General features: G+C 49.3%; 20 protein-coding genes. 15 read left to right on the top strand and 5 right to left on the bottom strand.

Translation table 11 applies throughout. The features are described 5' to 3' along the window. Window positions 1-187 precede the first annotated feature (187 nt). The 11 genes from F7D47_RS08360 to F7D47_RS08310 all read left to right on the top strand — a co-directional run bounded on the left by F7D47_RS08360 (window position 188) and on the right by F7D47_RS08310 (window position 14,374). Window positions 188-2,377, top strand: a complete 2,190-nt coding sequence (locus F7D47_RS08360; protein WP_153086206.1) for a glutamine synthetase III family protein — start codon at window positions 188-190, stop codon at window positions 2,375-2,377. A 324-nt stretch (window positions 2,378-2,701) separates the two neighbouring features. Beyond that, complete coding sequence (gene rplM / locus F7D47_RS08355) at window positions 2,702-3,163, top strand: 50S ribosomal protein L13 (protein ID WP_006848007.1); 462 nt, start codon at window positions 2,702-2,704, stop codon at window positions 3,161-3,163. A gap of 10 nt (window positions 3,164-3,173) precedes the next feature. After that, window positions 3,174-3,560 (top strand): 30S ribosomal protein S9, encoded by a 387-nt coding sequence (gene rpsI, locus F7D47_RS08350; RefSeq protein WP_006848006.1) that lies wholly within the window; start codon window positions 3,174-3,176, stop codon window positions 3,558-3,560. 158 nt (window positions 3,561-3,718) lie between these two features. Further along, complete coding sequence (gene rpsB / locus F7D47_RS08345) at window positions 3,719-4,489, top strand: 30S ribosomal protein S2 (protein WP_022120437.1); 771 nt, start codon at window positions 3,719-3,721, stop codon at window positions 4,487-4,489. 108 nt (window positions 4,490-4,597) lie between these two features. Continuing rightward, on the top strand, window positions 4,598-5,593 hold the full coding sequence (gene tsf, locus F7D47_RS08340) for a translation elongation factor Ts (RefSeq protein ID WP_006848004.1): 996 nt from the start codon (window positions 4,598-4,600) through the stop codon (window positions 5,591-5,593). A gap of 120 nt (window positions 5,594-5,713) precedes the next feature. Beyond that, on the top strand, window positions 5,714-6,331 hold the full coding sequence (locus tag F7D47_RS08335; protein WP_022120436.1) for a fumarylacetoacetate hydrolase family protein: 618 nt from the start codon (window positions 5,714-5,716) through the stop codon (window positions 6,329-6,331). A 25-nt stretch (window positions 6,332-6,356) separates the two neighbouring features. Beyond that, the gene (gene porU, locus F7D47_RS08330; protein ID WP_153086205.1) at window positions 6,357-9,995 is read left to right on the top strand and encodes a type IX secretion system sortase PorU; all 3,639 of its coding nucleotides are present in this window, start codon (window positions 6,357-6,359) and stop codon (window positions 9,993-9,995) included. A gap of 21 nt (window positions 9,996-10,016) precedes the next feature. Beyond that, on the top strand, window positions 10,017-11,195 hold the full coding sequence (porV, locus tag F7D47_RS08325) for a type IX secretion system outer membrane channel protein PorV (RefSeq protein WP_153086204.1): 1,179 nt from the start codon (window positions 10,017-10,019) through the stop codon (window positions 11,193-11,195). Between the two features lie 143 nt (window positions 11,196-11,338). Beyond that, entirely contained in the window at window positions 11,339-11,818 is a 480-nt protein-coding gene (gene ispF, locus F7D47_RS08320; protein ID WP_006848000.1) for a 2-C-methyl-D-erythritol 2,4-cyclodiphosphate synthase, read from the top strand. Between the two features lie 514 nt (window positions 11,819-12,332). Further along, window positions 12,333-13,601: a glycosyltransferase family 4 protein gene (locus F7D47_RS08315; RefSeq protein WP_153086203.1), complete on the top strand. Its 1,269-nt coding sequence runs from the start codon at window positions 12,333-12,335 to the stop codon at window positions 13,599-13,601. Beyond that, entirely contained in the window at window positions 13,598-14,374 is a 777-nt protein-coding gene (locus tag F7D47_RS08310; RefSeq protein WP_153086202.1) for a glycosyltransferase family 2 protein, read from the top strand. The genes F7D47_RS08315 and F7D47_RS08310 overlap by 4 nt, the downstream gene beginning before the upstream one ends. Window positions 14,375-15,365: 991 nt before the next feature. Here F7D47_RS08310 and F7D47_RS08305 read toward each other — a convergent pair. From F7D47_RS08305 to F7D47_RS08295, 3 genes are all read right to left on the bottom strand, one after another. Next, window positions 15,366-17,693, bottom strand: a complete 2,328-nt coding sequence (locus F7D47_RS08305) for an ATP-binding protein (RefSeq protein ID WP_153086201.1) — start codon at window positions 17,691-17,693, stop codon at window positions 15,366-15,368. Window positions 17,694-17,855: 162 nt separating this feature from the next. Then, window positions 17,856-18,041: a hypothetical protein gene (locus F7D47_RS08300; protein WP_153086200.1), complete on the bottom strand. Its 186-nt coding sequence runs from the start codon at window positions 18,039-18,041 to the stop codon at window positions 17,856-17,858. A 245-nt stretch (window positions 18,042-18,286) separates the two neighbouring features. Then, window positions 18,287-19,660, bottom strand: coding sequence for a sigma-54-dependent transcriptional regulator (locus F7D47_RS08295; protein WP_153086199.1), 1,374 nt, complete (start codon window positions 19,658-19,660; stop codon window positions 18,287-18,289). Between the two features lie 239 nt (window positions 19,661-19,899). On the opposite strand from F7D47_RS08295, the gene F7D47_RS08290 reads away from it, so the two are divergent. Genes F7D47_RS08290 through F7D47_RS08280 form a run of 3 tightly spaced genes read left to right on the top strand, consistent with a single transcriptional unit; the run spans window position 19,900 to window position 22,269 of the window. Beyond that, the gene (locus tag F7D47_RS08290) at window positions 19,900-20,448 is read left to right on the top strand and encodes a serine O-acetyltransferase (protein WP_022120365.1); all 549 of its coding nucleotides are present in this window, start codon (window positions 19,900-19,902) and stop codon (window positions 20,446-20,448) included. Between the two features lie 20 nt (window positions 20,449-20,468). After that, complete coding sequence (locus F7D47_RS08285; protein WP_118080252.1) at window positions 20,469-21,185, top strand: IspD/TarI family cytidylyltransferase; 717 nt, start codon at window positions 20,469-20,471, stop codon at window positions 21,183-21,185. 7 nt (window positions 21,186-21,192) lie between these two features. Then, window positions 21,193-22,269: an NAD-dependent epimerase/dehydratase family protein gene (locus F7D47_RS08280; protein ID WP_153086198.1), complete on the top strand. Its 1,077-nt coding sequence runs from the start codon at window positions 21,193-21,195 to the stop codon at window positions 22,267-22,269. On the opposite strand, the gene F7D47_RS08275 is transcribed toward F7D47_RS08280, so the two are convergent. Then, on the bottom strand, window positions 22,266-23,135 hold the full coding sequence (locus F7D47_RS08275) for a LicD family protein (protein WP_118192090.1): 870 nt from the start codon (window positions 23,133-23,135) through the stop codon (window positions 22,266-22,268). The two genes, F7D47_RS08280 and F7D47_RS08275, sit on opposite strands and share 4 nt — an antisense overlap. Before the next feature lie 122 nt (window positions 23,136-23,257). On the opposite strand from F7D47_RS08275, the gene F7D47_RS08270 reads away from it, so the two are divergent. Continuing rightward, complete coding sequence (locus F7D47_RS08270) at window positions 23,258-24,694, top strand: lipopolysaccharide biosynthesis protein (protein ID WP_118139785.1); 1,437 nt, start codon at window positions 23,258-23,260, stop codon at window positions 24,692-24,694. On the opposite strand, the gene F7D47_RS08265 is transcribed toward F7D47_RS08270, so the two are convergent. Further along, window positions 24,630-25,604 carry a glycosyltransferase family 2 protein gene (locus tag F7D47_RS08265; protein WP_153086197.1) on the bottom strand — a complete coding sequence of 325 codons (975 nt, stop codon included), beginning with the start codon at window positions 25,602-25,604 and terminating at the stop codon, window positions 24,630-24,632. The genes F7D47_RS08270 and F7D47_RS08265 overlap by 65 nt on opposite strands. Window positions 25,605-25,623: the final 19 nt, after the last annotated feature.

The following is a 25,623-nucleotide window of genomic DNA, read 5'->3' as shown; positions in this document are numbered from 1 at the left end:
ATTACATGGCGACGCAGGAGTTTCAGTGTCAGGACGTAGGAAAGATTACGTCGCCATGTAGGAAAAAGGCACTTTATGTATAAGAAAAGTTTGAATTTTGCATAAAAAATACGCTCAAACGCTAGCAATTTGCTCATTTTTTCGTAACTTTGCACCCGCAAACTTATAATTAATAATAAAAGAAAGAATGGCTAATTTGAGATTTGAGGTTGTAGCCGAGGCCTTTAAGAAAAGACCTGTAGAGGTAGAGGCTCCTAAGGTGCGCCCTTCGGAGTACTTCGCCAAGTATGTATTCAACCGCCAGAAGATGTACAAGTATCTGCCATCTGATGTGTATGAGAAACTCATCGATGTGATAGATAACGGTACTCGTCTGGACCGTTCCATCGCTGATGCCGTGGCTGCCGGCATGAAGCTCTGGGCTGAGGAAAACGGGGTAACACATTATACTCACTGGTTCCAGCCATTGACAGAAGGTACTGCCGAGAAGCATGATGCCTTCGTGGAGCATGACGGAAAGGGTGGTATGATTGAGGAATTCTCTGGCAAATTGCTTGTCCAGCAGGAACCTGATGCCAGCTCATTCCCTAACGGCGGTATCCGCAACACCTTCGAGGCTCGTGGCTATTCTGCATGGGATCCTACATCGCCTGTGTTCATCATCGACGATACCCTCTGTATCCCTACCATCTTTATATCTTATACCGGTGAGGCTTTGGACTACAAGGCTCCATTGCTCCGCTCGCTCCATACTCTGAGTGAGGCGGCTACCGAGGTGTGCCACTATTTTTACCCTCAGGTGAAGAAGGTGCAGACCAATCTCGGATGGGAGCAGGAGTACTTCCTGGTAGATGAGAGTCTCTATTCGGCTCGCCCTGACCTGATGCTCACAGGCCGCACCCTGATGGGACACGACTCTGCGAAGAACCAGCAGATGGACGACCACTATTTCGGAACAATCCCTGAGCGTGTGCAGGCTTTCATGAAGGATCTTGAAATCCAGGCGCTCGAACTCGGCATCCCTTGCAAGACCCGTCATAACGAGGTGGCACCAAACCAGTTTGAGCTGGCACCTATCTATGAGGAGTGCAATCTTGCCGTAGACCATAATATGCTCCTGATGAGTCTGATGAAGCGTGTGGCTCACAAGCACGGTTTCCGTGTGCTCCTTCACGAGAAGCCATTCGCTGGTGTGAATGGTTCGGGCAAGCACAACAACTGGAGTCTCTGCACCGATACCGGCGTACTGCTCCATGCAGCAGGCAAGACACCGGAGGACAATCTCCGCTTCGTAGTCTTCATCGTAGAGACCCTGATGGGCGTTTACAAGCACAATGGACTGCTGAAGGCTTCTATCATGAGTGCTACCAATGCGCACCGTCTGGGAGCCAACGAGGCACCACCAGCCATCATCTCTTCATTCCTCGGCAAGCAGCTCACCGACCTGCTCGACCATATCGAGAAGGCAGATAAGGAAGAACTCTTCGCCCTGGCTGGCAAGAAGGGTATGGAGCTGGATATACCTGAGATTCCGGAGCTGATGATTGATAATACCGACCGCAACCGTACCTCTCCATTCGCCTTCACCGGAAACCGTTTCGAGTTCCGTGCCGTAGGTTCAGAGGCCAACTGTGCGTCATCTCTCATCGTACTGAATGCTGCCGTAGCTGAGGCTCTCGAAAATTTCAAGACTCGTGTAGATGCCTTGATAGCAAAGGGCGAGGACCAGACATCGGCTATTATAGATATTGTACGCGAGGACATTAAGACCTGCAAGCCTATCCGCTTCGATGGCAACGGCTATTCTGATGAGTGGAAGGAAGAGGCCCAGAAGCGTGGCTTGGACTGCGAGGCATCCTGCCCGGTAGTCTTCGACCGTTATCTGGACAAGGAGAGCATCGAGATGTTTGCCAAGACCAACGTGATGAGCGAGAGCGAGTTGAAGGCGCGTAATGAGGTGAAGTGGGAGACTTATACCAAGAAGATTCAGATAGAGGCTCGTGTGATGGGCGACCTGACCATGAACCACATCATCCCTGTGGCAACCCACTATCAGAGCCGTCTGGCAAAGAACGTAGAGGGTATGATTCACATCTTCGGTGGCGAGGAAGGCAAGAAACTGACCGCCCGCAACGTGAAGATTATCCGTGAGATAGCCGAGCGCACCGAGGCAATAGAGCGTGGTGTAGAGGCATTGGTAGATGCCCGCAAGGTAGCCAACAAGATAGAGAGTGAGCGCGAGAAGGCAGTAGCATATCACGACACGGTAGCTCCAAAGATGGAGGAAATCCGTTATCAGATAGACAAGCTCGAGCTTCTCGTAGCCGATGAACTTTGGACATTGCCAAAGTATCGTGAACTGCTGTTCATCAGATAATATTTCCTGGATAAGGAATTGATATAATAAAAAAGAGTGCATTGCCGTTAACAATGCACTCTTTTTTGCTTATCCTGAGCAGAAAAGTGCAAACTAAGTTAAATATTCATAAAAGTTTGGGGTTAAAACTCGTAACCTACACATAATCAAATAAAAATGTGTAATTTTGCAGTCCGATTATTTCGGGGATACGCTTAGAGTCCCCAAGATATGGTGTGTTAATAGCATGCCCTGTGGCCGGGGTATGTGGTTAGTGAATCACCTGTCTGAATAGTGAGTAAAAAAGATTAAAAACGTTTTTTAGTAGTAAATTTAAATTTTAAAATGGACACATTAAGTTACAAGACTATTTCCGTAAACAAGGAAACAGCTAAGAAAGAGTGGGTCGTAATCGACGCTACCGACCAGGTTGTAGGTCGCCTCTGCTCTAAGGTTGCTAAATTGCTCCGCGGAAAGTACAAGCCAACTTTCACTCCACACGTAGATTGTGGTGACAACGTAATCATTATCAATGCCGCTAAGGTAGTTTTCACTGGTAAGAAGGAAACTGATAAGGTTTACACTCGTTACACTGGTTATCCAGGTGGTCAGCGCTTCAACACTCCAGCAGAGTTGCGCAAGCGTCCTGATGGAATGGACAAGATCCTCCGTCACGCTATCAAGGGTATGTTGCCAAAGGGCCCTCTCGGTCGTTCTTTGATGGACAACCTCTTCATTTACGATGGCACAGAGCACAAGCACGAGGCACAGCAGCCAAAGGCTATTGATATTAACCAGTATAAATAATTAAGGTAGAATGGAAGTAATTAATGCAATTGGTCGCCGTAAGAGCGCTGTAGCTCGTGTATACCTCACAGAGGGTACCGGTAAGATCACAATCAACAAGAAAGATATTGAGACATATTTCCCATCAGCAATCCTTCGCTATGTAGTAAAGCAGCCATTGCAGTTGCTCGAAGCTGAGGGTAAGTATGATATTAAGGCAAACCTCGACGGTGGTGGTTTCACCGGTCAGAGCCAGGCTCTCCGCCTCGCTATCGCTCGTGCGCTCGTTAAGATCGACGCTAACGATAAGAAGGCTTTGAAGGATGCAGGCTTCATGACACGTGACTCACGTGCTGTTGAGCGTAAGAAGCCAGGTCAGCCAAAGGCTCGTCGTCGCTTCCAGTTCAGCAAGCGTTAATCTTATACATATTTTATTATATATATACAGATTATATATAGCTGAGCTAAAAAGTTTAGTATCTAAATCGGTGAGATTCCATTAATCGGGGACTACTCATCGACTGATCTAACATTAGATTCAAAAAGAAAGTAAACACAATTAAAAAAGAAAAAACAATGTCAAGAACAAATTTTGACCAGTTACTTCAGGCAGGTTGCCACTTCGGACACCTCCGTCGCAAGTGGAATCCAGCAATGGCTCCTTACATCTTCATGGAGCGTAACGGTATTCATATTATCGACCTCAACAAGACTGTCGCTAAGATCGACGAGGCTGCTGAGGCTCTCAAGACAATTGCCAAGACAGGTAGAAAGATCCTGTTTGTCGCTACTAAAAAACAAGCTAAGGACGTAGTTGCTGAGAAGGCAGCTTCTATCAATATGCCATACGTAAACGAGCGTTGGGCTGGTGGTATGCTCACCAACTTCCCTACAATCCGTAAGGCAGTTAAGAAAATGACAAACATCGATCGTCTGTTGAACGATGGTACATTCTCTAACCTCTCTAAGCGCGAGTTGCTTCAGGTAAGCCGCCAGCGTGCTAAGTTGGAGAAGAACCTCGGTTCTATCGCAGATATGGCCCGTCTCCCAGTAGCCCTCTTCGTTGTTGACGTAATGAAGGAGCACATCGCTGTTAAGGAGGCTAACCGTCTTGGTATTCCAGTGTTCGGTATCGTAGATACCAACTCTGATCCTAAGAATGTTGATTACGTTATTCCAGCTAACGACGATGCTAAGGATTCTGTAGATGCTATCCTTACTGCAGTTTGCGGTGCTATCGCTGAGGCTCTCGAGGAGCGCAAGGCTGAGAAGGCTGACGACAAGGCTGCTGCTGAGCAGAAGGACCAGCCTAAGAAGAAGGCTGCCCGCAAGGACGAGGCTGAGTAATTAGGCAAAGAAATATATACTGAAGCCATTGATTCTGTTTATGATTCGATGGCTTTAGTAGCTTTTAAGCAAAGATTATTATTAACTTTTTAATATAAAAATATTATTATGGCTGTTTCAATTGAAGATATCAAGAAACTTCGCGCTATGACTGGTGCTGGTCTTGCTGACGTTAAGAAGGCACTCACAGAGGCTGAAGGTGATTTCGATAAGGCAAAGGAGTTGCTCCGTGAGCGTGGTCTCGCTATCGCTGCTAAGCGTTCTGACCGTGAGACTTCTAATGGTTGCGTTCTCGTTAAGAAGGTTAACGATTTCGCTGCTATCATCGCTCTCAAGTGCGAGACTGACTTCGTAGCTAATGGTGCTGACTTCATCAAGTTGACATCAGACATCCTCGACGCTGCTATCGCTGCCAAGGCTCACACTCTCGACGAGGTGAAGACTTTGAAGGTTGGCGATGCTGATGCTCAGGCTGCTGTTACACAGCGCTCTGGTATCACTGGCGAGAAGATGGAGCTCGACGGCTACTGTGTTCTCGAGGGTGACAACATCGAGGTTTACGACCACATGAACAAGCACACTTTGTGTACTATGGTTCAGCTCAACGAGAACAACGAGGAGGCTGGTCACAAGGTAGCTATGCAGGTTGCTGCTATGCGCCCTGTAGCGCTCGACGAGTCTTCTGTTTCTGAGGAGACTAAGAAGACTGAGCTCGAGGTTGCTGTTGCCAAGACTAAGGAAGAGCTCGTAGAGAAGGCTGTTAACGCAGCTTTGAAGAAGGCTGGCATCAACCCAGCTCACGTTGACTCTGAGGAGCACATCGAGAGCAACACCAAGAAGGGTTGGTTGACACCTGAGCAGGCTGAAGAGGCTCGCAACATCAAGAAGACTGTTGGTGAGGAGAAGGCTGCTACTTTGAACCCTACTATGATCCAGAACATTGCTAATGGTCGTCTGGCTAAGTTCTTCAAGGAGAACTGCCTCGTTGACCAGGAGTTCCAGTTCGGTGACGGTGACAAGCAGACTGTTGCTCAGTACCTCGCTTCTCAGAGCAAGGATCTTAAGATCGTTGCTTACCAGCGCTTTACTCTTGCTGCTGAGTAATCATTACTCAAAAGCAAGCGTTAATTTGACTTATAGTTAAATTAGAATACCGGGAGTTATGAAGTTAAGCCTCGCTTTGCTTCTAACTCCCATTTCTTTTTTATATAAAAATTTGATGTTATGAAGATATTTGCCATCGGTATGAACTATACCGAACACAATAAATCGCTGCATGGCACGTTATCTAAACCAGAGCGTCCTGTCATCTTTACCAAGGCAGATTCTGCTTTGCTCAATAACGGCAAGCCTTTCTTCATCCCTGATCATCTGGGAAGAATAGAGTATGAAACCGAAGTAGTGGTCAGAATATCCAAGTTGGGAAAGACCATTCCGCAGCGTTTCGCTCACCGCTATTACGATGCAGTAACCGTAGGTATCGATTTTACGGCACGCGAGATGCAGAAGAAGCTGCGTGAGGCTGGCCAGCCTTGGGAACTCGCCAAAGGATTCGACGGTTCTGCGGTTATTGGCGAATGGGTCGACATCCAGAAGTTCCGTGATATCCAGGCACTGCACTTCCGCCTCGACCTCAATGACAAGACCGTACAGGAAGGCTGCACGAGCGATATGCTCTACAAGGTAGATGAAATCATCTCCTATATCAGCCAGTACTTCACGCTCAAGACGGGCGACCTGCTCTATACCGGATGTCCTACAGGCTGCGGTCCTGTCAACATCGACGACCATCTCGTAGGCTATCTCGAAGACAGGAAGGTGCTCGATTTTCACTGTAAATAAACAATATTGCAAGTAATATATCGATATGAACACAACGAAGGTTTGGAAATACATGCTGCTGGCATGCCTGCTCATGCTGGTGGTTCCTGCTCAGGCACAGCGATTCTTCAATCTGACCTCTTCTGAAGTCAGAGTAGATTCCGTGTTGCCCCGTTTCGTGTATTCCATTCCTTTGACCGGTGCATATCGTGATTCTGTATATACCGTCAGCCTGAAATATGGCGAGTATATCGATATGACTGCCTCCGACATCGCCAATTACAACCGCCTGTCGGGTGCAGTTCCTCCTGAGCAGGTATTTCCACAGCAGCGGGTTACCGAATGCCGCAAGCAGGGCGTACTCCAGATAGATTTCTGTCCTGTCGTATTCCGCAATAACCGCCATCAGCTGCTGGTCAGCTTCATGCTCCAGGTAGATGCCCGTCCTCTGAATCGCTCCGAGCGTTCCAGTCGAGGTTCTCTGTTGGCTAAGGGCAAAGTATCAGCCTTCACTTCTTCTGATGCTTTGCGCTCAGCCTCTTCCCTCTATGCCTCCCATTCCGTCCTAGCCTCAGGCAGATGGGCGAAGATCAGAGTCAGCGAAACCGGTTTCCATCAGCTTACCGAACAGGTAGTGCGCCAGGCAGGCTTCTCCGATATCAGCAAGGTGAAGATTTACGGCTATGGCGGCAATCTGCAGAACGAAGCCCTTCTGGCGAGCGAACTGCAGGCTACCGACGATTTGCAGGAAGTTCCTCAGTGCATCGTTGGCGGCAAGCATTATTTCTATGCCCAGGGTCCGGTATCCTGGAAGTCAGAAACCGCCCTCCAGCGCATCCGTAATCCTTATTCCGATTACGGCTACTATTTTATTACCCAGACCGATGGAGAGCCACTGGTGCAGGATTCTGCCACCTTTGTCTCTTCCCATTATCCGCAGTCATACGATTACCATTCCCTCTATGAGTCAGATGGTTACAGCTACTATCATGGCGGCAGAAACCTTTTCGATGCAGAAGAACTGAAGGTGGGCGATGAGAAGAAAGTGGTAATCACGAATACCACCGGTTCTGCGATAGGCAAACTCTCCGTAGCCCTGACTACCGCCACAAACAGCAAGGCTCAGATACTGAAGAATGGCAAGGCTTTGGGCGAAATCACCCTTTCTCTCATGAATGACAATCCTACGGAGGAAACTGCTTACCTCAAGGCTACAGAGCGGGTTGTCACCTATCCCGATTCCGATTTCCAGGATAAGGATACCATCTCCATCAAGGTCTTGTCGGGCGCTTCCATCCGCCTCGATTATATCTCCGTAACGTGGGAAAAGCCTCGAAGCTGTGCCTTTACCGCAGCCAACCTTGCCGCCGGTGGAAAGATTCCGGCTGCCCAGTATGTCTACGGCATCACCAACCAGGATCATCATGCCGATGGAGCAGCCGATATGGTCATCATCATCCCGACCTCACAGAAACTGCTGAAACAGGCTCAGCGACTGAAAGAATTTCATGAACAGCACGACGGACTGCGCATTACCATTGTGCCTGCCGATGAACTCTATAACGAATTTTCTAGCGGTACCCCCGATGCCAACGCCTACCGCCGCTACCTGCGCATGCTTTCCGATAAAGCGCAGAGCGAGGCAGATATGCCGAAATATCTCCTGCTCTTCGGCGACTGCGTATGGGATAACCGCATGCTTACCTCCGGTTGCAGAATCCTGAATCCTGACGATTATCTGCTGTGCTTTGAGAGTGAAAACTCCTTCAGCGCCGTATCCTGCTTCGTCAGCGACAGCTGGTTCGGTATGCTCGGCGAGGGAGCCGGACTGTATCCTAACCGTGAGCTGCAGGATGTAGCCGTAGGCCGCTTCCCGGTAACTTATGCAGAAGAAGCCCAGGTGCTGGTAGACAAGACCATCAGTTATGCTCAGAATGCCAATGTAGGCGCCTGGCAGAACACCCTGATGTTTATGGGCGATGACGGAAACGAAAACATCCACATGAAGGATGCCGATGAGGTGGCAAATGATGTGCTCACCACCTATCCCGCCTATCTCGTCAAGAAGGTGATGTGGGATGCCTATACCCGCGAAACCTCCTCTTCGGGCAATACCTATCCTGAGGCTGCTAAAATCATCAAACAGCAGCAGGCGGCGGGAGCCCTCATCATGGATTATGCCGGACATGGCGATCCTACCCAGATGTCGAGCGAATCGGTTCTGAAACTCACCGATTTTACCAATTTCCGCAATACCAACCTGTCGCTCTGGGTAACTGCCTCCTGCGATATCATGCCGTTCGACGGACTCGAAGCCAATATCGGCGAATCAGCGCTGCTCAATGATAAAGGTGGCGCAGTAGCCTTCTATGGCACCACCCGTACCGTTTACGCCCAGTATAACAGACATATCAACCGTGCCTTCATCCACAGAGTGCTCAGTCTGGTAGATGGCAAGCCAGTCACGATAGGCGAGGCGCACCGGTTGGCGCAGAACGACCTGGTGAGCGGCAACGGACCAACTTCCGGCTCCGATGTCACGGTGAACCATCTCAACTATTCCCTCTTGGGCGACCCGGCGCTTGCGCTCAATCTGCCTAAGCGTCAGATAGTAGTAGATTCCATCAACGGCATCCCTGTTGCCGGAGCCGCAACCCTGCCGATGCTCAAGGCAGGCTCTATCGCCCGCATGGCAGGTCATATCGAGGGAGCAGACGACTTCCGGGGCGTCATCACCGCTACCGTAAGAGATTCCAAGGAGACGATTACCTGTCGCCTGAACGATACCGGCAAGGATGGCGCCGAGAAGGCTTTCGAATACAAAGACAGAACCAAGACCCTGTATCAGGGCACCGATAGCGTAAGAGGCGGCAAGTTTGCCTTCTCCTTTGCCGTTCCGCTGGATATCAATTATTCCAACCAGAGCGGTCTGGTCAACCTCTATGCGGTGAATACCTCCAAGACTCTCTCCGCCCACGGCTCCAGCGAGCAGTTTACGGTAGGCGAGAGCGAGGAGCAGAAGAACGATTCCATCGGTCCTTCCATCTACTGTTATCTCAATTCGCCTTCCTTTGTAGATGGCGGCAATGTCAACACCACTCCGTTCTTTGTGGCAAAGATAACCGATAAGGACGGAATCAATGCTGCCGGAAGCGGTATCGGCCACGACCTGCAGCTGGTGATAGATGGCGATATGTCGAAGACCTACGTGCTGAACAGCAATTTCACCTACGATTTCGGAACCTATACCAGCGGTTCTACCTATTACAGCATACCGCAACTGGAACCGGGCAAGCACGAACTCACCTTCCGAGCCTGGGATATCCAGAACAACAGTTCTACGGTGAAGCTCCGCTTCAATGTGGTGAAGGCACTGAGTCCTGCGCTCTTCGATGTGGGCGTAACCGCCAATCCGGCCAAGACCTCCACTACCTTCATCATCAGTCACGACCGCACAGAGAGCGATATGGACGTGGTGGTAGAAGTGTTCGATTCATCGGGCAGACAGCACTGGCGCCATTCCGAAAGCGGTGTACCTACCTCGGGCAGCTATACCGTCAGCTGGGACCTCACCTCCGATAGCGGCACCCCTCTGGGCACCGGCGTATATCTCTATCGCGTCAAGGTGGCGAGCGATGGCAGCAGCTACACCTCAAAAGTCAAGAAACTCATCATAATTAAATAACAATATATATTTACAATGGCAATGAAAAGAATCTATAAGATATTCGTCTTGGGATGTCTCGCTCTGATGGCATCAGAAGTGAAGGCGCAGGATAAGAAGGATCTCTTCAATCCTGTGAACTATGCAGTCATTTCGCAAACCATAGCTCCTGATGCCCGTGGTGGCGGTTTGGGAGACATCGGTGCGGCTACCGACCCTGATGTCAACTCCCAGTACTGGAATCCGGCAAAATATCCTTTCACCATTTCGCGTGCCGGTGTTTCGCTCAGTTTCACTCCTTGGCTGCGCTCGCTGGTCAATGATATGAATCTTGCCTATCTCTCTGGTTATTACCGCATTGGCGATTATAGTGCCGTATCGGCATCGCTCCGCTATTTCAATATGGGAGAAGTGTACACCAGTCAAGAGGGTGCCGAGACAGGCACGGGTATGACCATCAATCCTTACGAGATGTCGGTCGATGTGGCTTATTCTCTGATGCTCAGCGAGAAGTTCTCTCTTGCTGCCGCCATCCGCTGGATCTATTCCGATATGCGCTTCGATTATACCGAAGATAATTCGCCTGCCTCCGCTTTTGCCGCCGATATTGCCGCCTATTATCAGAACTATGTGGTCATCGGTCAGCGTGAATGCCAGTTGGGTTTGGGTTTGAATATTTCCAACATCGGTAGTAAGATTACCTTCAGTGGCAAGGAGTATGGCGAGTTCCTGCCAGCCAACATGCGTCTGGGTGCTTCGCTGATGATTCCTATCGACGAGTACAACCGCGTAACCCTGGCAGCCGATGCCAGCAAGTATCTGGTGCCTACCGTTCCGAAGCAGGAAGAGGGTGAGGACAATTCTGAATACGAAGACCGTGTGCATCGTGAGTATGATGATATTTCGGGCATCAGCGGTATCTTCAAGAGTTTCAGCGATGCCCCTGGCGGTTTCAAGGAAGAGTTGGAGGAAATCAACTACGGTCTGGGTGCCGAGTATGTATACAATGATAAGTTTGCGCTCCGTGCCGGTTATCATCACGAGAGTCAGAGCAAGGGTAACCGCAAGTACTTCACCGTAGGTGCCGGTTTCAAGATGAATGTCTTTTCGCTCGATGCTGCTTATGTGGTGGCTACCGCCAAGAGCAACCCGCTCGACCAGACCCTCCGCTTCACCCTGTCGTTTGATATGGATGGACTGAAGGACCTCTTTAAAAGATAGTGTTGAATGTTGAATGTTGAATGTTGAATGAATAGTGTTGAATGTTGAATGTTGAATGTTGAATTAGGCTAGCGCCCTTGAGTCCGTTAGGCAAAAATTCAACATTCAACATTCAACATTCAACATTCAATTAATTTAAAGTTATGAATATACGTGTAGGATTTGGATATGATGTCCACAAGCTGGTGGAGAACCGCGACTTGTGGCTGGGAGGAATCAAGATAGATTATGAACTGGGATTGCTGGGCCACAGCGATGCCGATGTGCTGATACATGCCATTTGCGATGCCCTGCTGGGTGCCGCCAATATGCGTGATATCGGATATCATTTCCCGGATACGGCAGCAGAGACACTGAATGTGGATTCTAAAATTCTGCTCCGCAAAACGATGGAACTGATAGCTACCAAGGGCTATACACTGGGCAATATCGATGCCACAGTCTGTGCCGAACGCCCTAAACTCAACCCGCATGTGCCAGCCATGAAAGCCTGTCTGGCAGAGGTGATGGGGGTAGACGAAGACCAGATATCCATCAAGGCAACAACCACCGAGAAACTCGGATTCACGGGCAGAATGGAGGGCATCTCCGCCTATGCCACCGTTCTTATCCAGAAAGGATAGAACGCAAGCAGCACGCCCTTAAAGGGCAAAAGCTTTATATTCAGCAAAATGTAGAATAAGTGTCAGAAAGTTGTTAATTTCCGTTTCTTTTGTTCATTTTTGCTTGATATATATCAAAAAAATGCAAAAACGTCACACTTTCTTGGCTGAATATTTGGTGAATAGCCGAAATAGTAGTAATTTTGCAGCGTCAAAAGGTTAATAGATTGTTTAGGTTAGTAGTAATAGATTTAGGTTTTTAGTTATTAGGTTTTAAGGTAGATTGTTTAACCGATAATTGAGACAGTCGTGAGACTATTTTGATTAGACTTTTTAAGTTAAACATATTGCATGCCACAGCTCGTTGAGAGTTGTGGTATGTTTTTTTTATGCCCCTTTCTCCCCCTTCCGTTTCCTCTTTTCCGATTTCCTCGAAAAAAACATGCCTTTTTATTTTGTTTTGTCTCCGATTTGTGCTATCTTTGCAGTATCAATCAATATACGCAGCTTTTTGCGGTATCAAAAATATACGCAGATGAGAGTACTCATAGTAAATACAAGTGAAAAGACAGGCGGAGCGGCAGTAGCAGCCAACCGCCTGATGGATGCCCTTAACAACAATGGCGTTAAGGCAAAGATGTTGGTACGCGACAAGGAGACAGAAGACATCACCGTAGTCAGTCTGCCCCGTTCGCTCAGGTTGCAGTGGAACTTCCTGTGGGAGCGCTGGTGCATATTCTGGCATCTCCATTTCTCCCGCCAGCGCCTCTGGGAGGTAGACATGGCAACATCGGGCACCGATATCACCAGGCTCCGCGAGTTTCAGGAGGCAGATGTCATCCATCTCTCCTGGATCAACCAGGGCATGCTCTCACTCAAGAACATCCGCAAGATTATCCGCAGCGGCAAACCGGTGGTATGGACCATGCACGATCTCTGGCCAGCTACCGGCATCTGCCATTATGCCCGCGGCTGCAACCGCTATGCCTCCGCCTGCGGCAACTGTCCGCTTCTCCCCAATAAAGGCAGCAAGAACGACCTCTCAGCAAAGATATTCCGCCGCAAGAAGGAACTCTACCATCGCGGCGCCATCTCCTTCGTCACCTGTAGCCGTTGGCTCGAACGGCAGGCAAAGGGTAGCGGTCTCTTCGTAGGCCAGCGCATCACCAACATCCCGAATCCGATAGATACCCATGTGTTCTGTCCGCAGGATCAGGCAGAGGCGCGTCTGCGTGCCGGTCTGCCAGCCGACAAGCATATCATCCTCTTCGTATCCCAGCGCGTAACCGACGAGCGCAAGGGCATGCGTTATTTCATCGAAGCCATCGACCGGCTGGTAGCGCGCTATCCTGAGATGAAGGAGAATACCGCCATCGCTATCCTGGGCGGCCATTCAGAGGAAGTAAACCTCACCCTGCCGTCCTATTCGCTCGGCTATGTCAGCGATGAGAAGCAGATTGTGGCAATCTACAATTCAGCCGATGCCTTCGTGCTGCCATCGCTCGAAGATAACCTCCCTAACACCATCATGGAGTCGATGGCGTGCGGCGTGCCGAGCATCGGGTTCAGGGTAGGAGGTATACCGGAGATGATAGACCATCAGCAGAACGGCTACGTGGCCAACTACCGCGATACCGAAGACCTGGCGAGTGGCATCCACTGGGTACTCGAAGAGGCCGACAGGGCGGCGCTGAAGCAGGCATGTCTGCAGAAGGTAGCACAGAACTATTCGCAGCATGCCGTAGCATTGAAATATATTGAAGTTTATAACGAGGCGATGGCCTACAAAAACTATAAGTTATGATTAAGTTCACCGTCGTAACCTGTACGTACAATGCCGAGAAGGAGTTGCAGCGTACCCTCGACAGCGTGCAGCGCCAGACCTACTGCAACATTGAGCACATCATCATGGATGGCGGTTCCCGTGACCGCACCCTCCAGCTGGTGAAGGCATATCAGCATCGCAATGCAGTAGGCGAGAGCTCGCACGAAATCGTGGTCATATCAGAGCCCGACAAGGGACTTTATGATGCCATGAACAAGAGCATCGACCGAGCTACGGGCGATTACCTGGTGTTCATGAATGCCGGCGACACCTTTCCTACAGCCGATACGCTGGAGTACGTAGAAGGCTGTGTAGGCGAAGGCGAATTACTGCCCGGCGTACTTTACGGCGATACCGATATCGTGGACGAGATGGGCCATTTCCTGCGTCATCGCCGTCTAGCCCCACCCAAGAAGCTCACGTGGCGTTCGTTCATCTGGGGCATGCTGGTATGCCACCAGTCATTCTATGCCCGCACAGACATAGCCCGTGAGATTCATTACGATCTGCACTATCGTTATTCGGCAGATGTAGACTGGTGCATCCGCATCATGCGGGAGTCATCTCGCCGCAAGTTGCCGTTGCGCAACGTCCATGCCGTCCTCACCCATTTTCTGGATGGCGGCATGACCACGCAGAACCATCAAGCCTCCCTAAAGGAGCGTTTTCAGGTGATGCGCACCCATTACGGCCTTCTTCCCACCCTTGCAGTTCATGCCTGGTTCGTGATAAGAGGGGCTGTAAAGAGATAGATTGACGAAAATTCCGTTTGGCGTTCTGGCTTTTTCTAACGGCTATAGAGAATGTGATATTTTTCTTACGTCTTGCTTGCTTTCTAAACGTGAAAAATAAAGACAAAAATAAAGGTGCTGTGTCATAAGTCCGTAATACAGGTTTGCAAGTCCGTTAGGCGTTAGGGGGAGATACGCCTAGCGGACTCGCTAGCTTGTATTGTTGATTTATGACACACCCTCTAATTTGTTAAACAAACTCAGAGCTTTACATTGTAGAAAAGTCCTCTTTATTAACTGTTCTTTTGCACGCAAGCGCATGCAGCAGGATATTCAAATAGTTCAGTTAGCTTACTCAAGTGGCTCTATCAGCTTAATCAAGTGGCTCAATCAGCTTAATCAAGTGGCTCAATCAGATTACTCAAGTGGCTCAATCAGCGAGTCCAGCCGTCTGCGTAAGCGAGTACAGCCGTCTGCGTAACCCAGTTCAGCCATATCCTTAACCCGACGCAGCCGCTTCAGTTGGTAAACGGAAGTATATCGTTTGTTTACCTCATTTGGGTGGGCAATGACTATCAGGGCAATTTAGTCTTTCAGAGGGTACCATGAGGGCCAATAATAGGTACCATCAGGGCCAATTATGTGTTTTCTGATATGCCCGAATGACTACCAGAGCAAATCACGAAAATACATATTTGAATATCAGATAGTTAGACGAGAATTTTCTTTTCTATACTATACCAAGTATATTATATATATACATTTACATCAATTACACTATACGTAATACGGGAGGAAAAAGATTTTTTTTATCAACATTTCAGCTCATTTTGCCAGAAAAAATGTCTAAAACTCTTGTGCGAATGGAAATAATGTCGTAACTTTGCGCTATAGAATTTTAAAACAGATGGTTATCAATACCAGCGATACGGCAGACGGCAAACGGGATGGATGCATCGACAGTCTTGGAAATAACAGGACTGCCGATGGATGAGATACAACAGCTGATAGGCTAGAGAAGAGCCTGCAGGTCGGTGATGACGGCCTGGGTGTAGGCTCTTATCTGAGATGCAGACAGATTGCTGATATGCTCGGGAGCGAGGGCGGCGATGTGCTGGCGGGTCTCCATCTCTATCATCGTGGCGATAGGGAGGAGCTTGTGGGCTGCCTTGCCGATGGCTTCTATTGATAACTCGCCATCTGTTGCCTGCTGGAGGTTCTGGAGATGGGATGACAACTCTTGCTTGACGGTGCTGAGTATCTCGGCTTCTGCCTCCGGATCGCCTTCTGCAAAGGCCAGGAGGGGTGCAAAGCGGGATTTCTTATTGGTTTTCTCTGCTATATCCTCTGCTGCTGATGCTGTATCCCTTGTTTTCTCTGCCATATCCTCTGCTTCTGATGCTGCATCCTCCAATCCGAGGATTTCTTTCAGCTTCTCTGTGCTGAACGGCTTGAAGAGGCAATCGTCGAAACCGGCTTCTTTCAACTCTCTGATGATGCTGGCATCGTGGGCAGTCATCGCTACTACCTTCATGTGGCTGTGGTTGATGTGCTGAATCATCCTGATGCCGTTCATCTCGGGCATTTCGATATCCATCATCATCAGCGCAGGATGCTCGTTGTGGAGCATGGTGAGCGCCTCGGCTACATGCAGACAGGCAAAGACTTGCCAACTGTCGCCTACCAGCTTCTTCAGCATCTCCTGAAGCAGACGGAGCTGCAACGGGTCGTCATCGAGCAGCAGTATCTTATGGTTTTCGAAATGGGGCTTGACTGGGGCGAGCGGCTTCTGCTCTTCTGCCTCTTCTACTGCAGGAGCGGTGCCTAAGGCAAGCGGAATGGTGACGGTGAAGGTGCTGCCCTTGTCCTTGACGGATTCCAGACGCAGGGTGCCCTGGAGCAGATTGACCAGTTCCTGGGTGATGTTCAGTCCGAGACCGGTGCCCTCGATGCCCTGGGCACTCTTCAGACGGGTGAACGCCTGGAATACCTTCTGGCGCTCTTCGGTGGTCATGCCCTTGCCGGTATCCCTTACCGAGAAGGTGAGGAGGTGCTGGGGACTGATGGCTGCCTGGATGGTGACGCTGCCCTTATCAGTATACTTGATGGCATTGCTCACCAGGTTGTTGAGTATCTGACGGATGCGGAAGGCATCGGCACGGTAGTAGGTCTGCGGACTGCTGATGCCATCGAGCTCCAGATGCAGTTCCAATCCCTTCTCACGGCTCAGAATCTGCATCTCTCCGGCACACTGGCGGAACATGTCGGCAGGCGAGAAATCTACAGGGTTCAGCTTCATCAGTCCGTTTTCCAACTGGTGATAATCGAGCAGGGCGGCAACGAGACGGGAGAGATGGGTGGCAGAACCCTTGATGCTGTTGAGACAGGAGATGCCCTGCGGGTTGTCGACATAATCCTTCATCAGGTCGATGAAGCCCGAGATGCTGGCAGCCGGAGCCTTGATGTCGTGGGTGATGGTGAGGAGCAGGCGCTCGCGCTGGTTCATGATGCGCCTGATTTCCTCGTTAGCCTCTTCGAGATTCTCGCGGTAGATGCGTTCCTTCTGCGTATCGCGGTAGATGTAATAGACGAGGATGACGGCGGCTGTGATGGCTACGATGGCAAGCAGACCTATCTGCCAGAGCAGATTCTGGCGAGCCTGCATCGCCTGGTTGATAGCCTGCTGCATCGCCTGACGTTCGCGCTGGTGGATATCGTTGAGCTGCTGGGAGGAGCGCAGGGCGAGGCGGGCATTGGTTATCTGCAGGTCTCTCACCTCGCGGTTGATGGCATCATGGTTATCGTGTGTAGACTGCTTCTCCTTGCGGTCAATCTGTTCCAGGATATCGGCTACGTTTCCGGCTAAGTTGACCGGGGTAGAGAGGGTATCGGTGACAGCCTGGTTGCTGTCGCGTCTGATGCTGAGCGTTTCGGCATGTTCCTTCTTGAAGGCATCGGCAAGGCGGCGGAAGAAGCCCTTGCGGGTTTTCATCACCTCTACGGTGGTGTTCTTTGCCACATGGGTCTTGGGTGCCTTGGAATGCACGACAACGGAATCTTCGCCACTGTTGAGGCTGTTCATCTTCTCGTGCAGATAGTTGTGGGATGACTTGCCCTGCATGGCGCGGGTAAGCTGCTGCAGATTGGTCTGTTCCTCCTTGAGCAGGTTGGACATGGTACTGTCGGCTGCCTGTCGTTTTTCGATATAGTCGCGGGTTGCCTGGTTGATAGCGAGCACGGTTGTGGTGTTGCGATATACCAGCCCTATCGCCAGAATCAGTACGATGGCGACGATGATGTAACCCAGGGCTACCTTGAAAGGAACGTTTGTTTGCTGCATCTTCTTATCTTTTAATGTTTTGAGTCTTTTTGCTATTTGCGTGCAAAGTTAATCAAAAATGCGATATAAACCAACGAAAACAGGAGATAAATGCCAAAATCTGGTCATCTATCTCCTGTTTCATTGAAAGCGACGCGTAATTACTATTTTCTGAAGGTGAATTTACTCTGCTACGGTTGAATCCACTGTTGCTGCTGGTGCCTCAACAGGTGTTGCTGTTGTGTCGGCTGGAGCTACTGTGTCTACTGGTTCTGAACCTGCAACGCTTACCATTCTGTTACCTGCAAATACATTGCTAACTGATACCATTGCTACTGCTGCGATAACTGCAAATACTAACTTTTTCATAATTCTTTTGTTTTTTAATTGTGAATATTATTGTTTATTAATTCTCTTGCTGAAACTCATTTGCGAGTTCGCTAAATAATATCACAATAGGCGTGCCAGAAAATGATGGATTTGGTTAAGTATCTGATAATCAATATAGATGATGCTTTGTGCCAGAAATGGGAGGTGGGGAAAGTGGGGAAAAGGTGTAGAAAAATTCCCCAATATAGTGTGGAATATATTGGGGAATCGGGGTGTGGCATGTTTTACTCCATGCCGTATTTCTTCATTTTGTTGTAGAGAGTCTTGCGGTCGATGGCAAGCAGTTGGGCAGCCTTGCTCTTGTTGCCGTGGGTGGCTCTCAGGGCAGCGGCGATGCTTTCCTGTTCCGACTGTTCGCTGTGCAGCTGCATATTGATTGGTCGGGCTGTGGAGGTCTGTGCCATCGTCTTCTCCAGTTCCTGGGCACCGATATACTTGCCACGGGTGAGCAGGGTGGCGCGCTTCATCACATTGTTCAGTTCGCGCAGGTTGCCCGGCCAGTCGTATGAGGCAATGATTTCTGAGGCTTTGGCATCCATTCCGAGCACATTCTTGCCCAGTTCCTGGTTGGCGTGCTTGATAAAGAGGTTGGCAAAGAGGAAGATGTCGGCACCTCTGTCCTTGAGGGCAGGCATGTAGATGGTAAACTCGTTGATGCGGTGATAGAGGTCCTCTCTGAACTTGCCTTCGGCTACCGCCTGCGCCAGATTCTCGTTGGTGGCACAGATGAGTCGGATATCCACATCAATCTCCTGCGTGCTGCCCAGCGGACGGATTTTCCTCTCCTGCAAGGCTCTGAGGAGCTGCACCTGTACTTCGTAGTTGAGGTTTCCCATCTCATCGAGGAAAACCGTTCCGCCGTTAGCAATCTCGAAGGCGCCCTTCTTATCCTGTTCGGCTCCGGTAAAGGCACCCTTCTTATATCCGAAGAATTCTGATGCAGCCACCTCCTTAGGGATGGCACCGCAGTCGATGGCATAGAAAGGCTTGTCCTTGCGCAGACTCTGTTCGTGGATGCTGCGCGCCACATATTCCTTTCCGGTGCCGCTGGCTCCGAGAATGAGCACTGACATCGGGGTAGGGGCAACGAGCGAAACGAACTCATAGAGCTGTTTTGAAGCCTCGCTTTCACCTTTTATATATCTAGGCACCTTCGTAGCACCCTGCTGCTCTTCTTGGGGCGCATCCTGCATGGCGGAAGATTCCGCAGGCTGAGGGGCAGAAACCGCTGAAGCAGCCGACTGGATAGCCTCACGGATTTTCTCTAAGAGGATTTCGGGATGGAAAGGTTTGGCCACGTAATCGGTAGCACCCGATTTCATGGCACATACGGCATTCTGAACCTCTGCATAGCTAGTCATTACGATAAAAGGCAGGTGGGCATCGGACTTTCTGATATGCTGGAGCAATACCAGTCCGTCGTGGTCGGGCAGGCGCAGGTCGGAAAGAACCAGATGGAATGCATCTTCTGCCGCCATCGCCTTGATGGCAGCGCCTACGGATGTTACCCTTTCCACATCGAATCCTTTCTTTTTGAGCCAAGTCTGTATCATGGTTCCGAATGCCAAATCGTCTTCAACAATCAATATCCTCTTCATGATGTTCTGTTTTATCCTCTTCTGAAATATCGTTATATATAACTTTGTGCAAAGGTACGGAAAAGTTATATGGAAAGCTATTTAATTCACATTATTTAGCAATAAAACCGACTAAAATTCTACAAACCCTGTTCTATTATCTTATTTTTAGTGAAAAGAACAATTGTTTTCGGATAAAAGCATGCTAGTTGCTTTATTTTTTGTATCTTTGCATCCATGTTATAACAAGATTTAGAGTCATGAATCCGATAGTACAAACCATCATATTGTCAGCTTCGGCGGTGCGCATGTTGCCGCATATCGCTCTGTATCTGCTCCATAAGAAGGAGATAGATGCCGACCTGCTGAAGGTGCAGGACAGGAAGCCTACGGTGCTCAACCTGATTAAGGCATGCACCCGCGAAAGGAGTTTCCGCAATCTGTTTTATTACCGCATGGGCGAATACCGTTCGGTTTTCATCAGCTGGCTGTTGCCACCCGAGCGTACGATGACCATCTGGTGCCCGCATATCGGGAAGGGAGCGCATCTGGAGCACAGCTATGCCACCTATCTCAACGCAGAAAGTATAGGTGATGACTTCTACTGTCTGCAGATGGTGACGCTGGGCAACGGCAAGGGCGGCAGGCCTACCATAGGAAATGACGTGAAGATTTATACCGGTGCCACGGTCTTCGGCGGCATCCATATCGGCAACCACGTGACGATAGGCGCCGGTGCCGTGGTATTCCAGGATATTCCCGACGGGGCTACCGTGGTAGGGAATCCGGGGAGAATCATTCAGAAATAATCAATTTAAAGATAGAGAATATGAACTATGCATTGATCATAGCCGGAGGTTCTGGCAACAGAATGGGACAGGACATCCCAAAGCAGTTTATGCATGTAGACAACTGTCCTATCATCATCCATACGATGATGGCTTTTCAGAAGCATCCTGATATTCAGGGTATTGCTGTGGTATGTCTGGCAGGTTGGGAAACGGTACTGCAGTCGTATGCCAACCAGTTCTGCATTACCAAGTTGAAGTGGATATTCCCTGGCGGAAGCAATGGTCAGGAGTCTATCCACAATGGTATCTATGGCTTGAAAGAGGCGGGATGCGGTGATGACGACCTGGTGCTGGTACATGATGCCGTGCGCCCACTCTTGTCGCAAGACATCATCTCATCCAATATCGCCATCTGCCAGAAGTATGGCTATGCCATTACGGGTATCAAATGTAGAGAGGCTATCCTGGAGAGCGAAGATGGTTTTACGACCAACACCAGTATTCCGCGCGACAAACTGATCCGTACGCAGACTCCCCAGACCTTCCGTTTGGGCAATCTGATAGCAGCCCACGAAGAGGCTAAGGAGAAGGGCATCACCAATTCGGTGGCATCCTGTACGCTGATGGCAGAACTGGGAGGCAGACAGATGCATATCGTGCCTGGTTCAGAGAAGAACATCAAGATAACCACCGTTGAGGATCTGGAGATACTGAAGGCACTGATGAAGGTTCAGCCTGAGGCTTGGTTAAAATAAATATGTTATGATAGGAAATTCACCATATAAGGAAGATATTGCGCGCCTTTTCCGGGAAGGTTTGGAATTGGAGCGTCTGCATGGCAAAACCATTTTTGTGGCTGGTGCTACAGGATTGGTAGGAGGCTGTGTGGTTGATGTGCTGATGCAGAATCCTGCCCGGTGCTACAAGGTGATAGCAGCCGGAAGAAACAAGGAACGTGCCCGACAGAAGTTTGCTGCCTATTGGGAGGATGAATCTTTCTTCTTTGCAGAGATAGACGTTACCCAGCCTGTCATCAAGAGCATGGACAGGATGATAGAGGTACCAGTCTATAATGAGTTGGCTGAGGGCGCTGATTACATCATCGATGCAGCCAGCAATGCGAGTCCTAACTTCTTTAAGCAGAACCCTGTAGAGGTGATGAAGGCAAACATCAACGGCGTATCCAACCTGCTGGAATATGGATTGAGTCACCGCATGCAGCGCATGGTTTATATCTCTTCGGGTGAAATCTATGGCGAGGGCGATGGCTCTGAATTTACCGAGAAGAGCAGCGGCTATGTGGATTGTGCATCGGTGCGTGCCTGCTATCCATCTTCCAAACGTGCTGCCGAAACGCTCTGCATGGCATACGGAGCAGAGTATGATGCCGATGTGGTGATAGCCAGACTGAGTCATACCTATGGGCCGGGCTTTACGGAGAGTGACAATAGGGTGTATGCCCAGTTTATCCGCAATGTTCTCAGGGGTGAGGATATCGTCCTGAAGAGCAAGGGTGAGGCTTTCCGCTCCTGGCTCTATGTGGTAGATGCCGCCCACGCCATCTTGCGCCTTCTGCTGGATGGAGAGAAGGGGAATGCCTATAATGTGGCTCATTCAGAATCGAATATCTCCATTCGGGAATTGGCAGAACTGATAGCGCGGAAAGCGGACAGGAAGGTGGTGTTTGATATTCCTGAGGCGGATGCGCAGCAGGGCAATACCACGCCTATCACCAAGGCAACCTTCAGTACGGATAAGCTCAAGGCTCTAGGCTGGAACCCGCTCTTTGATGTAGAAGAAGGTTTCGGGCATACCTTGCAGGAAGTGAGGGAAGACTAAAGCTTTCTTTTAATCTCATCCCATGTTTCCCGCTTTTCCATGTTCAGATAGTAGCGAAGGTGTTTCTCTACTCTCTGTTCTACGGGTGGAAACTTCATATAGTCGCCAAAGAAGTGGCGCAGATAGGTATCAGCCTGCTCCGGCAGCAAGACGGTGGTATCCTCGAACGGGAATTCCTTGCCCTTGCCGAGCCATTCCTTCGGGAAAATCTCCTTATAGTGGTAGGAACCTGTATTCACCAGTACGTTCTTCGCCTTATCGAAGTCATACCGGTGACTCATCTCGTCCATCTGCTGGATGAGGCGGTGGCGCATCTTGCTGCGGCAGAAGAAGGCGATCGTCTTGATGGCAAAGCGGCCCCAGGTTTCCTTGTGCAGGAGCAGGGAAATGTACTCAAAGAAAGTATTGTGGGTGGTTACGGCATTCAGACGGTTGATGGTCTTAGAGTATTTGCGATACAGCGCCTTTGCCGTTTCCAGGTCATCGTCGGTGGCATCAAGAGGGAAGATATCTACGTAAAGACCGATGATGCAGGGACGCTCCTTCTCCTCGATAAGGGTAGTTTCGCGATTCACGAGTTTGGAGAAATACAGAGGGTATGACTCGTTGTTGTAGGGAGTTACTACCTCGTATTTGCCAAAGTCTTCATGCTTGGCGATTTCGAGCAGACGGTCGTAGTCGGGGCGTGGCATCAGTACGTCGATGTCATCGTCCCAGGGAATCATTCCGTGGTGACGGGCGGCTCCGATGGCGGTGCCGGCACAACAGTAATATCTGAGGTGATACTTGTTGCAGATTTCGATGAAAGCCTTCAATATATCGAGTATTGTGGCGTTCCATTCCTTCTTGATGTTCTTAATATCCATACTTTTTTCTGTTTTACGGCTGCAAAAGTAAGCAAAAAGTTTTGAACTTCAAACTATTTATGCTACTTTTGCATTCTAAAAAGTAAAAACAAGTAATATTCCATATTTATCAGATAGAAACGATGGCAGAATCATTAAAGGAAAAAACCGCCAAGGGATTGTTCTGGGGAGCGATGAACAGTGGCTCTACCCAGGTACTCAATATCCTCTTTGGCATCTTCTTGGCGCGTTTGTTGTCGCCAGCCGATTATGGTATCATCGGCATCCTCACCATATTCACCCTGATAGCGGGCAATCTGCAGAGTAGCGGTTTTACCCAGGCACTGGTGAATATCAGGAAACCCACCGACAATGATTATAACTCGGTGTTCTGGTTTAATGTCCTGGTGAGTCTTACCATGTATGTAGTGCTCTTTTTCTGTGCGCCGCTGATAGCAGATTTCTTCCATCAGCCTTGTCTCACCTCCCTGTCGCGCTTCGTGTTCCTGAGTTTCTTCATCTCTTCGTTTGGCATCGCCCAGAACGGATATATGATGAAGAACATGATGAACAAGGAGATTACCATCGTTAATTTCATGGCTCTGATCAGTTCGAATGTCGTGGGACTGGTACTGGCATTCAACGGCATGGCTTACTGGAGTCTTGCCTGGCAGCAGGTTATCTTTATCCTCGTGCTGAATATAGGAAGATATTATTATACGGGATGGCGCCCGAATTTTCATATCGATTTCGGACCCGTGAGGAAGATGTTTGGATTCAGCGTGAAACTCCTGGTTACCAACATCATCAATACGGTGAGCAACAATGTATTGACCTTTGTCTTCGGCAGGTTCTATCCGATTAATGATGTGGGTAACTATAGTCAGGCATACAACTGGGACACCAAGGCTAATTCGTTTGTTGCCAATACGGTGGGACAGATAGCTCAGCCCGTCTTGGCTTCTATCCAGGACGATAAGAACCGCGAGTTGCTGGTGTTCAGAAAGATGCTCCGTTTCACGGCATTCCTTTCTTTTCCATTGATGTTTGGCTTGACCCTTGTATCACGTGAATTCATTCTGATTACGATTCATGAGAAATGGATAGCCAGTGTGCCGCTGTTGCAGATTCTCTGTGTGAGCGGTGCCTTTATGCCGATTTATACGCTTTATCAGAATCTGGCTATCAGCAAGGGGCGTTCTGATGTGTATATGTGGTGCAACATCGGTCAGGTAGTGGGTTTGCTCGCCTTGGTATTGTTCTGTCATCAATATGGTATCCAGACCATGGTGATAGCCTATACCGTGTTTATCATCGCCTGGCTTCTGGTCTGGCAGTGGATGATGAAGCGTGTTGCCGGATTGCGGTTCCTGGATGTGGCAAAGGATATACTGCCATTCATGCTCTGTGCGGCAGCCACGATGGTAGTTACCTATTTCATGACCCGCAGCCTGCAGAACATCTATCTCCTGCTGCTGGTTCGTCTGCTGGTTTCAGCCACCATCTACTTCTGTATCATGAAACTGCTGAAGGTGCAGATATTAGAAGAGTGTATAGCCTTCTGTAAGCGAGGTAGATAAGATTCACCCTCTTGACAGGTACCCCCTTTTTGATGAACTTGATGATGAGTCGGATGAGGCAGCTCTTAGGCTTGTAGTCGAGTGCCTGATCCACCTTTTCGAAGGCTACATGAGCGTTTGCCGCCCAGCGGTAGGCATTGACGATGCCTATCTCTGTGGCCCTGAGGTACTGATGCTTCTTATCGTTCTGCTCGAAAAAATCGATGAGTCGGCGGGTTGATTTGAAGTATGACAGGAGATTCTTTTCAGAGATATTGTGATTGTAGGAATTCTCATTGTCGGTACGATAGTAATATACCGTATCATCGATGTTCACCTTTTTGCCGTAGAACATGAACTGGGCATTCCAGAAAAGATCTTCCGCATAGTTGATGCCCTCTTCAAAGAATATCCTGTGCTCCATGATGAGCGAACGCTTATAGATTCTGCCCCACAGCCGGTTGGTGATGATGTTCTGACAGACAAGCAGTTTGAGCAGCTTCTCATCAGAAACATCAAAAGGTTTCTGGAGTCTGCCTGCCTTTTCATCGCACCATTCCCGGTAGCCGCCATCAATCAGGTCGGCATGGCTACTATCTGCTTTTCCTGCCAGCTTCTCAACTGCATCTTTCGGTAGCATGTCATCGCTATCGGCAAATAAAAGATAATCGCCTGTAGCCGTCATCAGTGCCGTCTGTCTTGCAGCTCCCACGCCCCGGTTTCTATCGTGGTGGATGATGCGTACCTGTTGTGCTCTTTCCGGATATTCTTTCAGAAGCGATTGCAGAACGCCGATGCTTTTATCGGGGGTACAGTCATCTACAAAGATGTATTCGATAGACGCATACGACTGCTCGAACAGTGAACGGGCGCACTGTTCGATATATTTTTCTACTCCATAGATAGGGGTTAAGATACTTATTTTCAGCATGATGGTTTTAATCTAAGAT

Source organism: Segatella copri (genome assembly GCF_009494835.1).
Lineage (GTDB): Bacteria > Bacteroidota > Bacteroidia > Bacteroidales > Bacteroidaceae > Prevotella > Prevotella copri_F.
The sequence above is the reverse complement of the archived record's forward strand: the minus strand, read 5'-3'. Positions and strand labels throughout refer to the sequence as shown.

Bases quoted from the DNA above. Each gene is read 5' to 3' on its own strand.
- F7D47_RS08290 (WP_022120365.1), top strand. From the start codon at position 19,900: ATGAATCCGATAGTACAAACCATCATATTGTCAGCTTCGGCGGTGCGC.
- F7D47_RS08335 (WP_022120436.1), top strand. From the start codon at position 5,714: ATGAAGATATTTGCCATCGGTATGAACTATACCGAACACAATAAATCG.
- ispF (WP_006848000.1), top strand. From the start codon at position 11,339: ATGAATATACGTGTAGGATTTGGATATGATGTCCACAAGCTGGTGGAG.
- F7D47_RS08305 (WP_153086201.1), bottom strand. From the start codon at position 17,693: ATGCAGCAAACAAACGTTCCTTTCAAGGTAGCCCTGGGTTACATCATC.
- F7D47_RS08265 (WP_153086197.1), bottom strand. From the start codon at position 25,604: ATGCTGAAAATAAGTATCTTAACCCCTATCTATGGAGTAGAAAAATAT.
- F7D47_RS08300 (WP_153086200.1), bottom strand. From the start codon at position 18,041: ATGAAAAAGTTAGTATTTGCAGTTATCGCAGCAGTAGCAATGGTATCA.
- rpsB (WP_022120437.1), top strand. From the start codon at position 3,719: ATGTCAAGAACAAATTTTGACCAGTTACTTCAGGCAGGTTGCCACTTC.
- F7D47_RS08285 (WP_118080252.1), top strand. From the start codon at position 20,469: ATGAACTATGCATTGATCATAGCCGGAGGTTCTGGCAACAGAATGGGA.
- F7D47_RS08270 (WP_118139785.1), top strand. From the start codon at position 23,258: ATGGCAGAATCATTAAAGGAAAAAACCGCCAAGGGATTGTTCTGGGGA.
- tsf (WP_006848004.1), top strand. From the start codon at position 4,598: ATGGCTGTTTCAATTGAAGATATCAAGAAACTTCGCGCTATGACTGGT.
- F7D47_RS08295 (WP_153086199.1), bottom strand. From the start codon at position 19,660: ATGAAGAGGATATTGATTGTTGAAGACGATTTGGCATTCGGAACCATG.
- porU (WP_153086205.1), top strand. From the start codon at position 6,357: ATGAACACAACGAAGGTTTGGAAATACATGCTGCTGGCATGCCTGCTC.
- porV (WP_153086204.1), top strand. From the start codon at position 10,017: ATGAAAAGAATCTATAAGATATTCGTCTTGGGATGTCTCGCTCTGATG.
- F7D47_RS08280 (WP_153086198.1), top strand. From the start codon at position 21,193: ATGATAGGAAATTCACCATATAAGGAAGATATTGCGCGCCTTTTCCGG.
- F7D47_RS08315 (WP_153086203.1), top strand. From the start codon at position 12,333: ATGAGAGTACTCATAGTAAATACAAGTGAAAAGACAGGCGGAGCGGCA.
- rplM (WP_006848007.1), top strand. From the start codon at position 2,702: ATGGACACATTAAGTTACAAGACTATTTCCGTAAACAAGGAAACAGCT.
- F7D47_RS08310 (WP_153086202.1), top strand. From the start codon at position 13,598: ATGATTAAGTTCACCGTCGTAACCTGTACGTACAATGCCGAGAAGGAG.
- F7D47_RS08360 (WP_153086206.1), top strand. From the start codon at position 188: ATGGCTAATTTGAGATTTGAGGTTGTAGCCGAGGCCTTTAAGAAAAGA.
- F7D47_RS08275 (WP_118192090.1), bottom strand. From the start codon at position 23,135: ATGGATATTAAGAACATCAAGAAGGAATGGAACGCCACAATACTCGAT.
- rpsI (WP_006848006.1), top strand. From the start codon at position 3,174: ATGGAAGTAATTAATGCAATTGGTCGCCGTAAGAGCGCTGTAGCTCGT.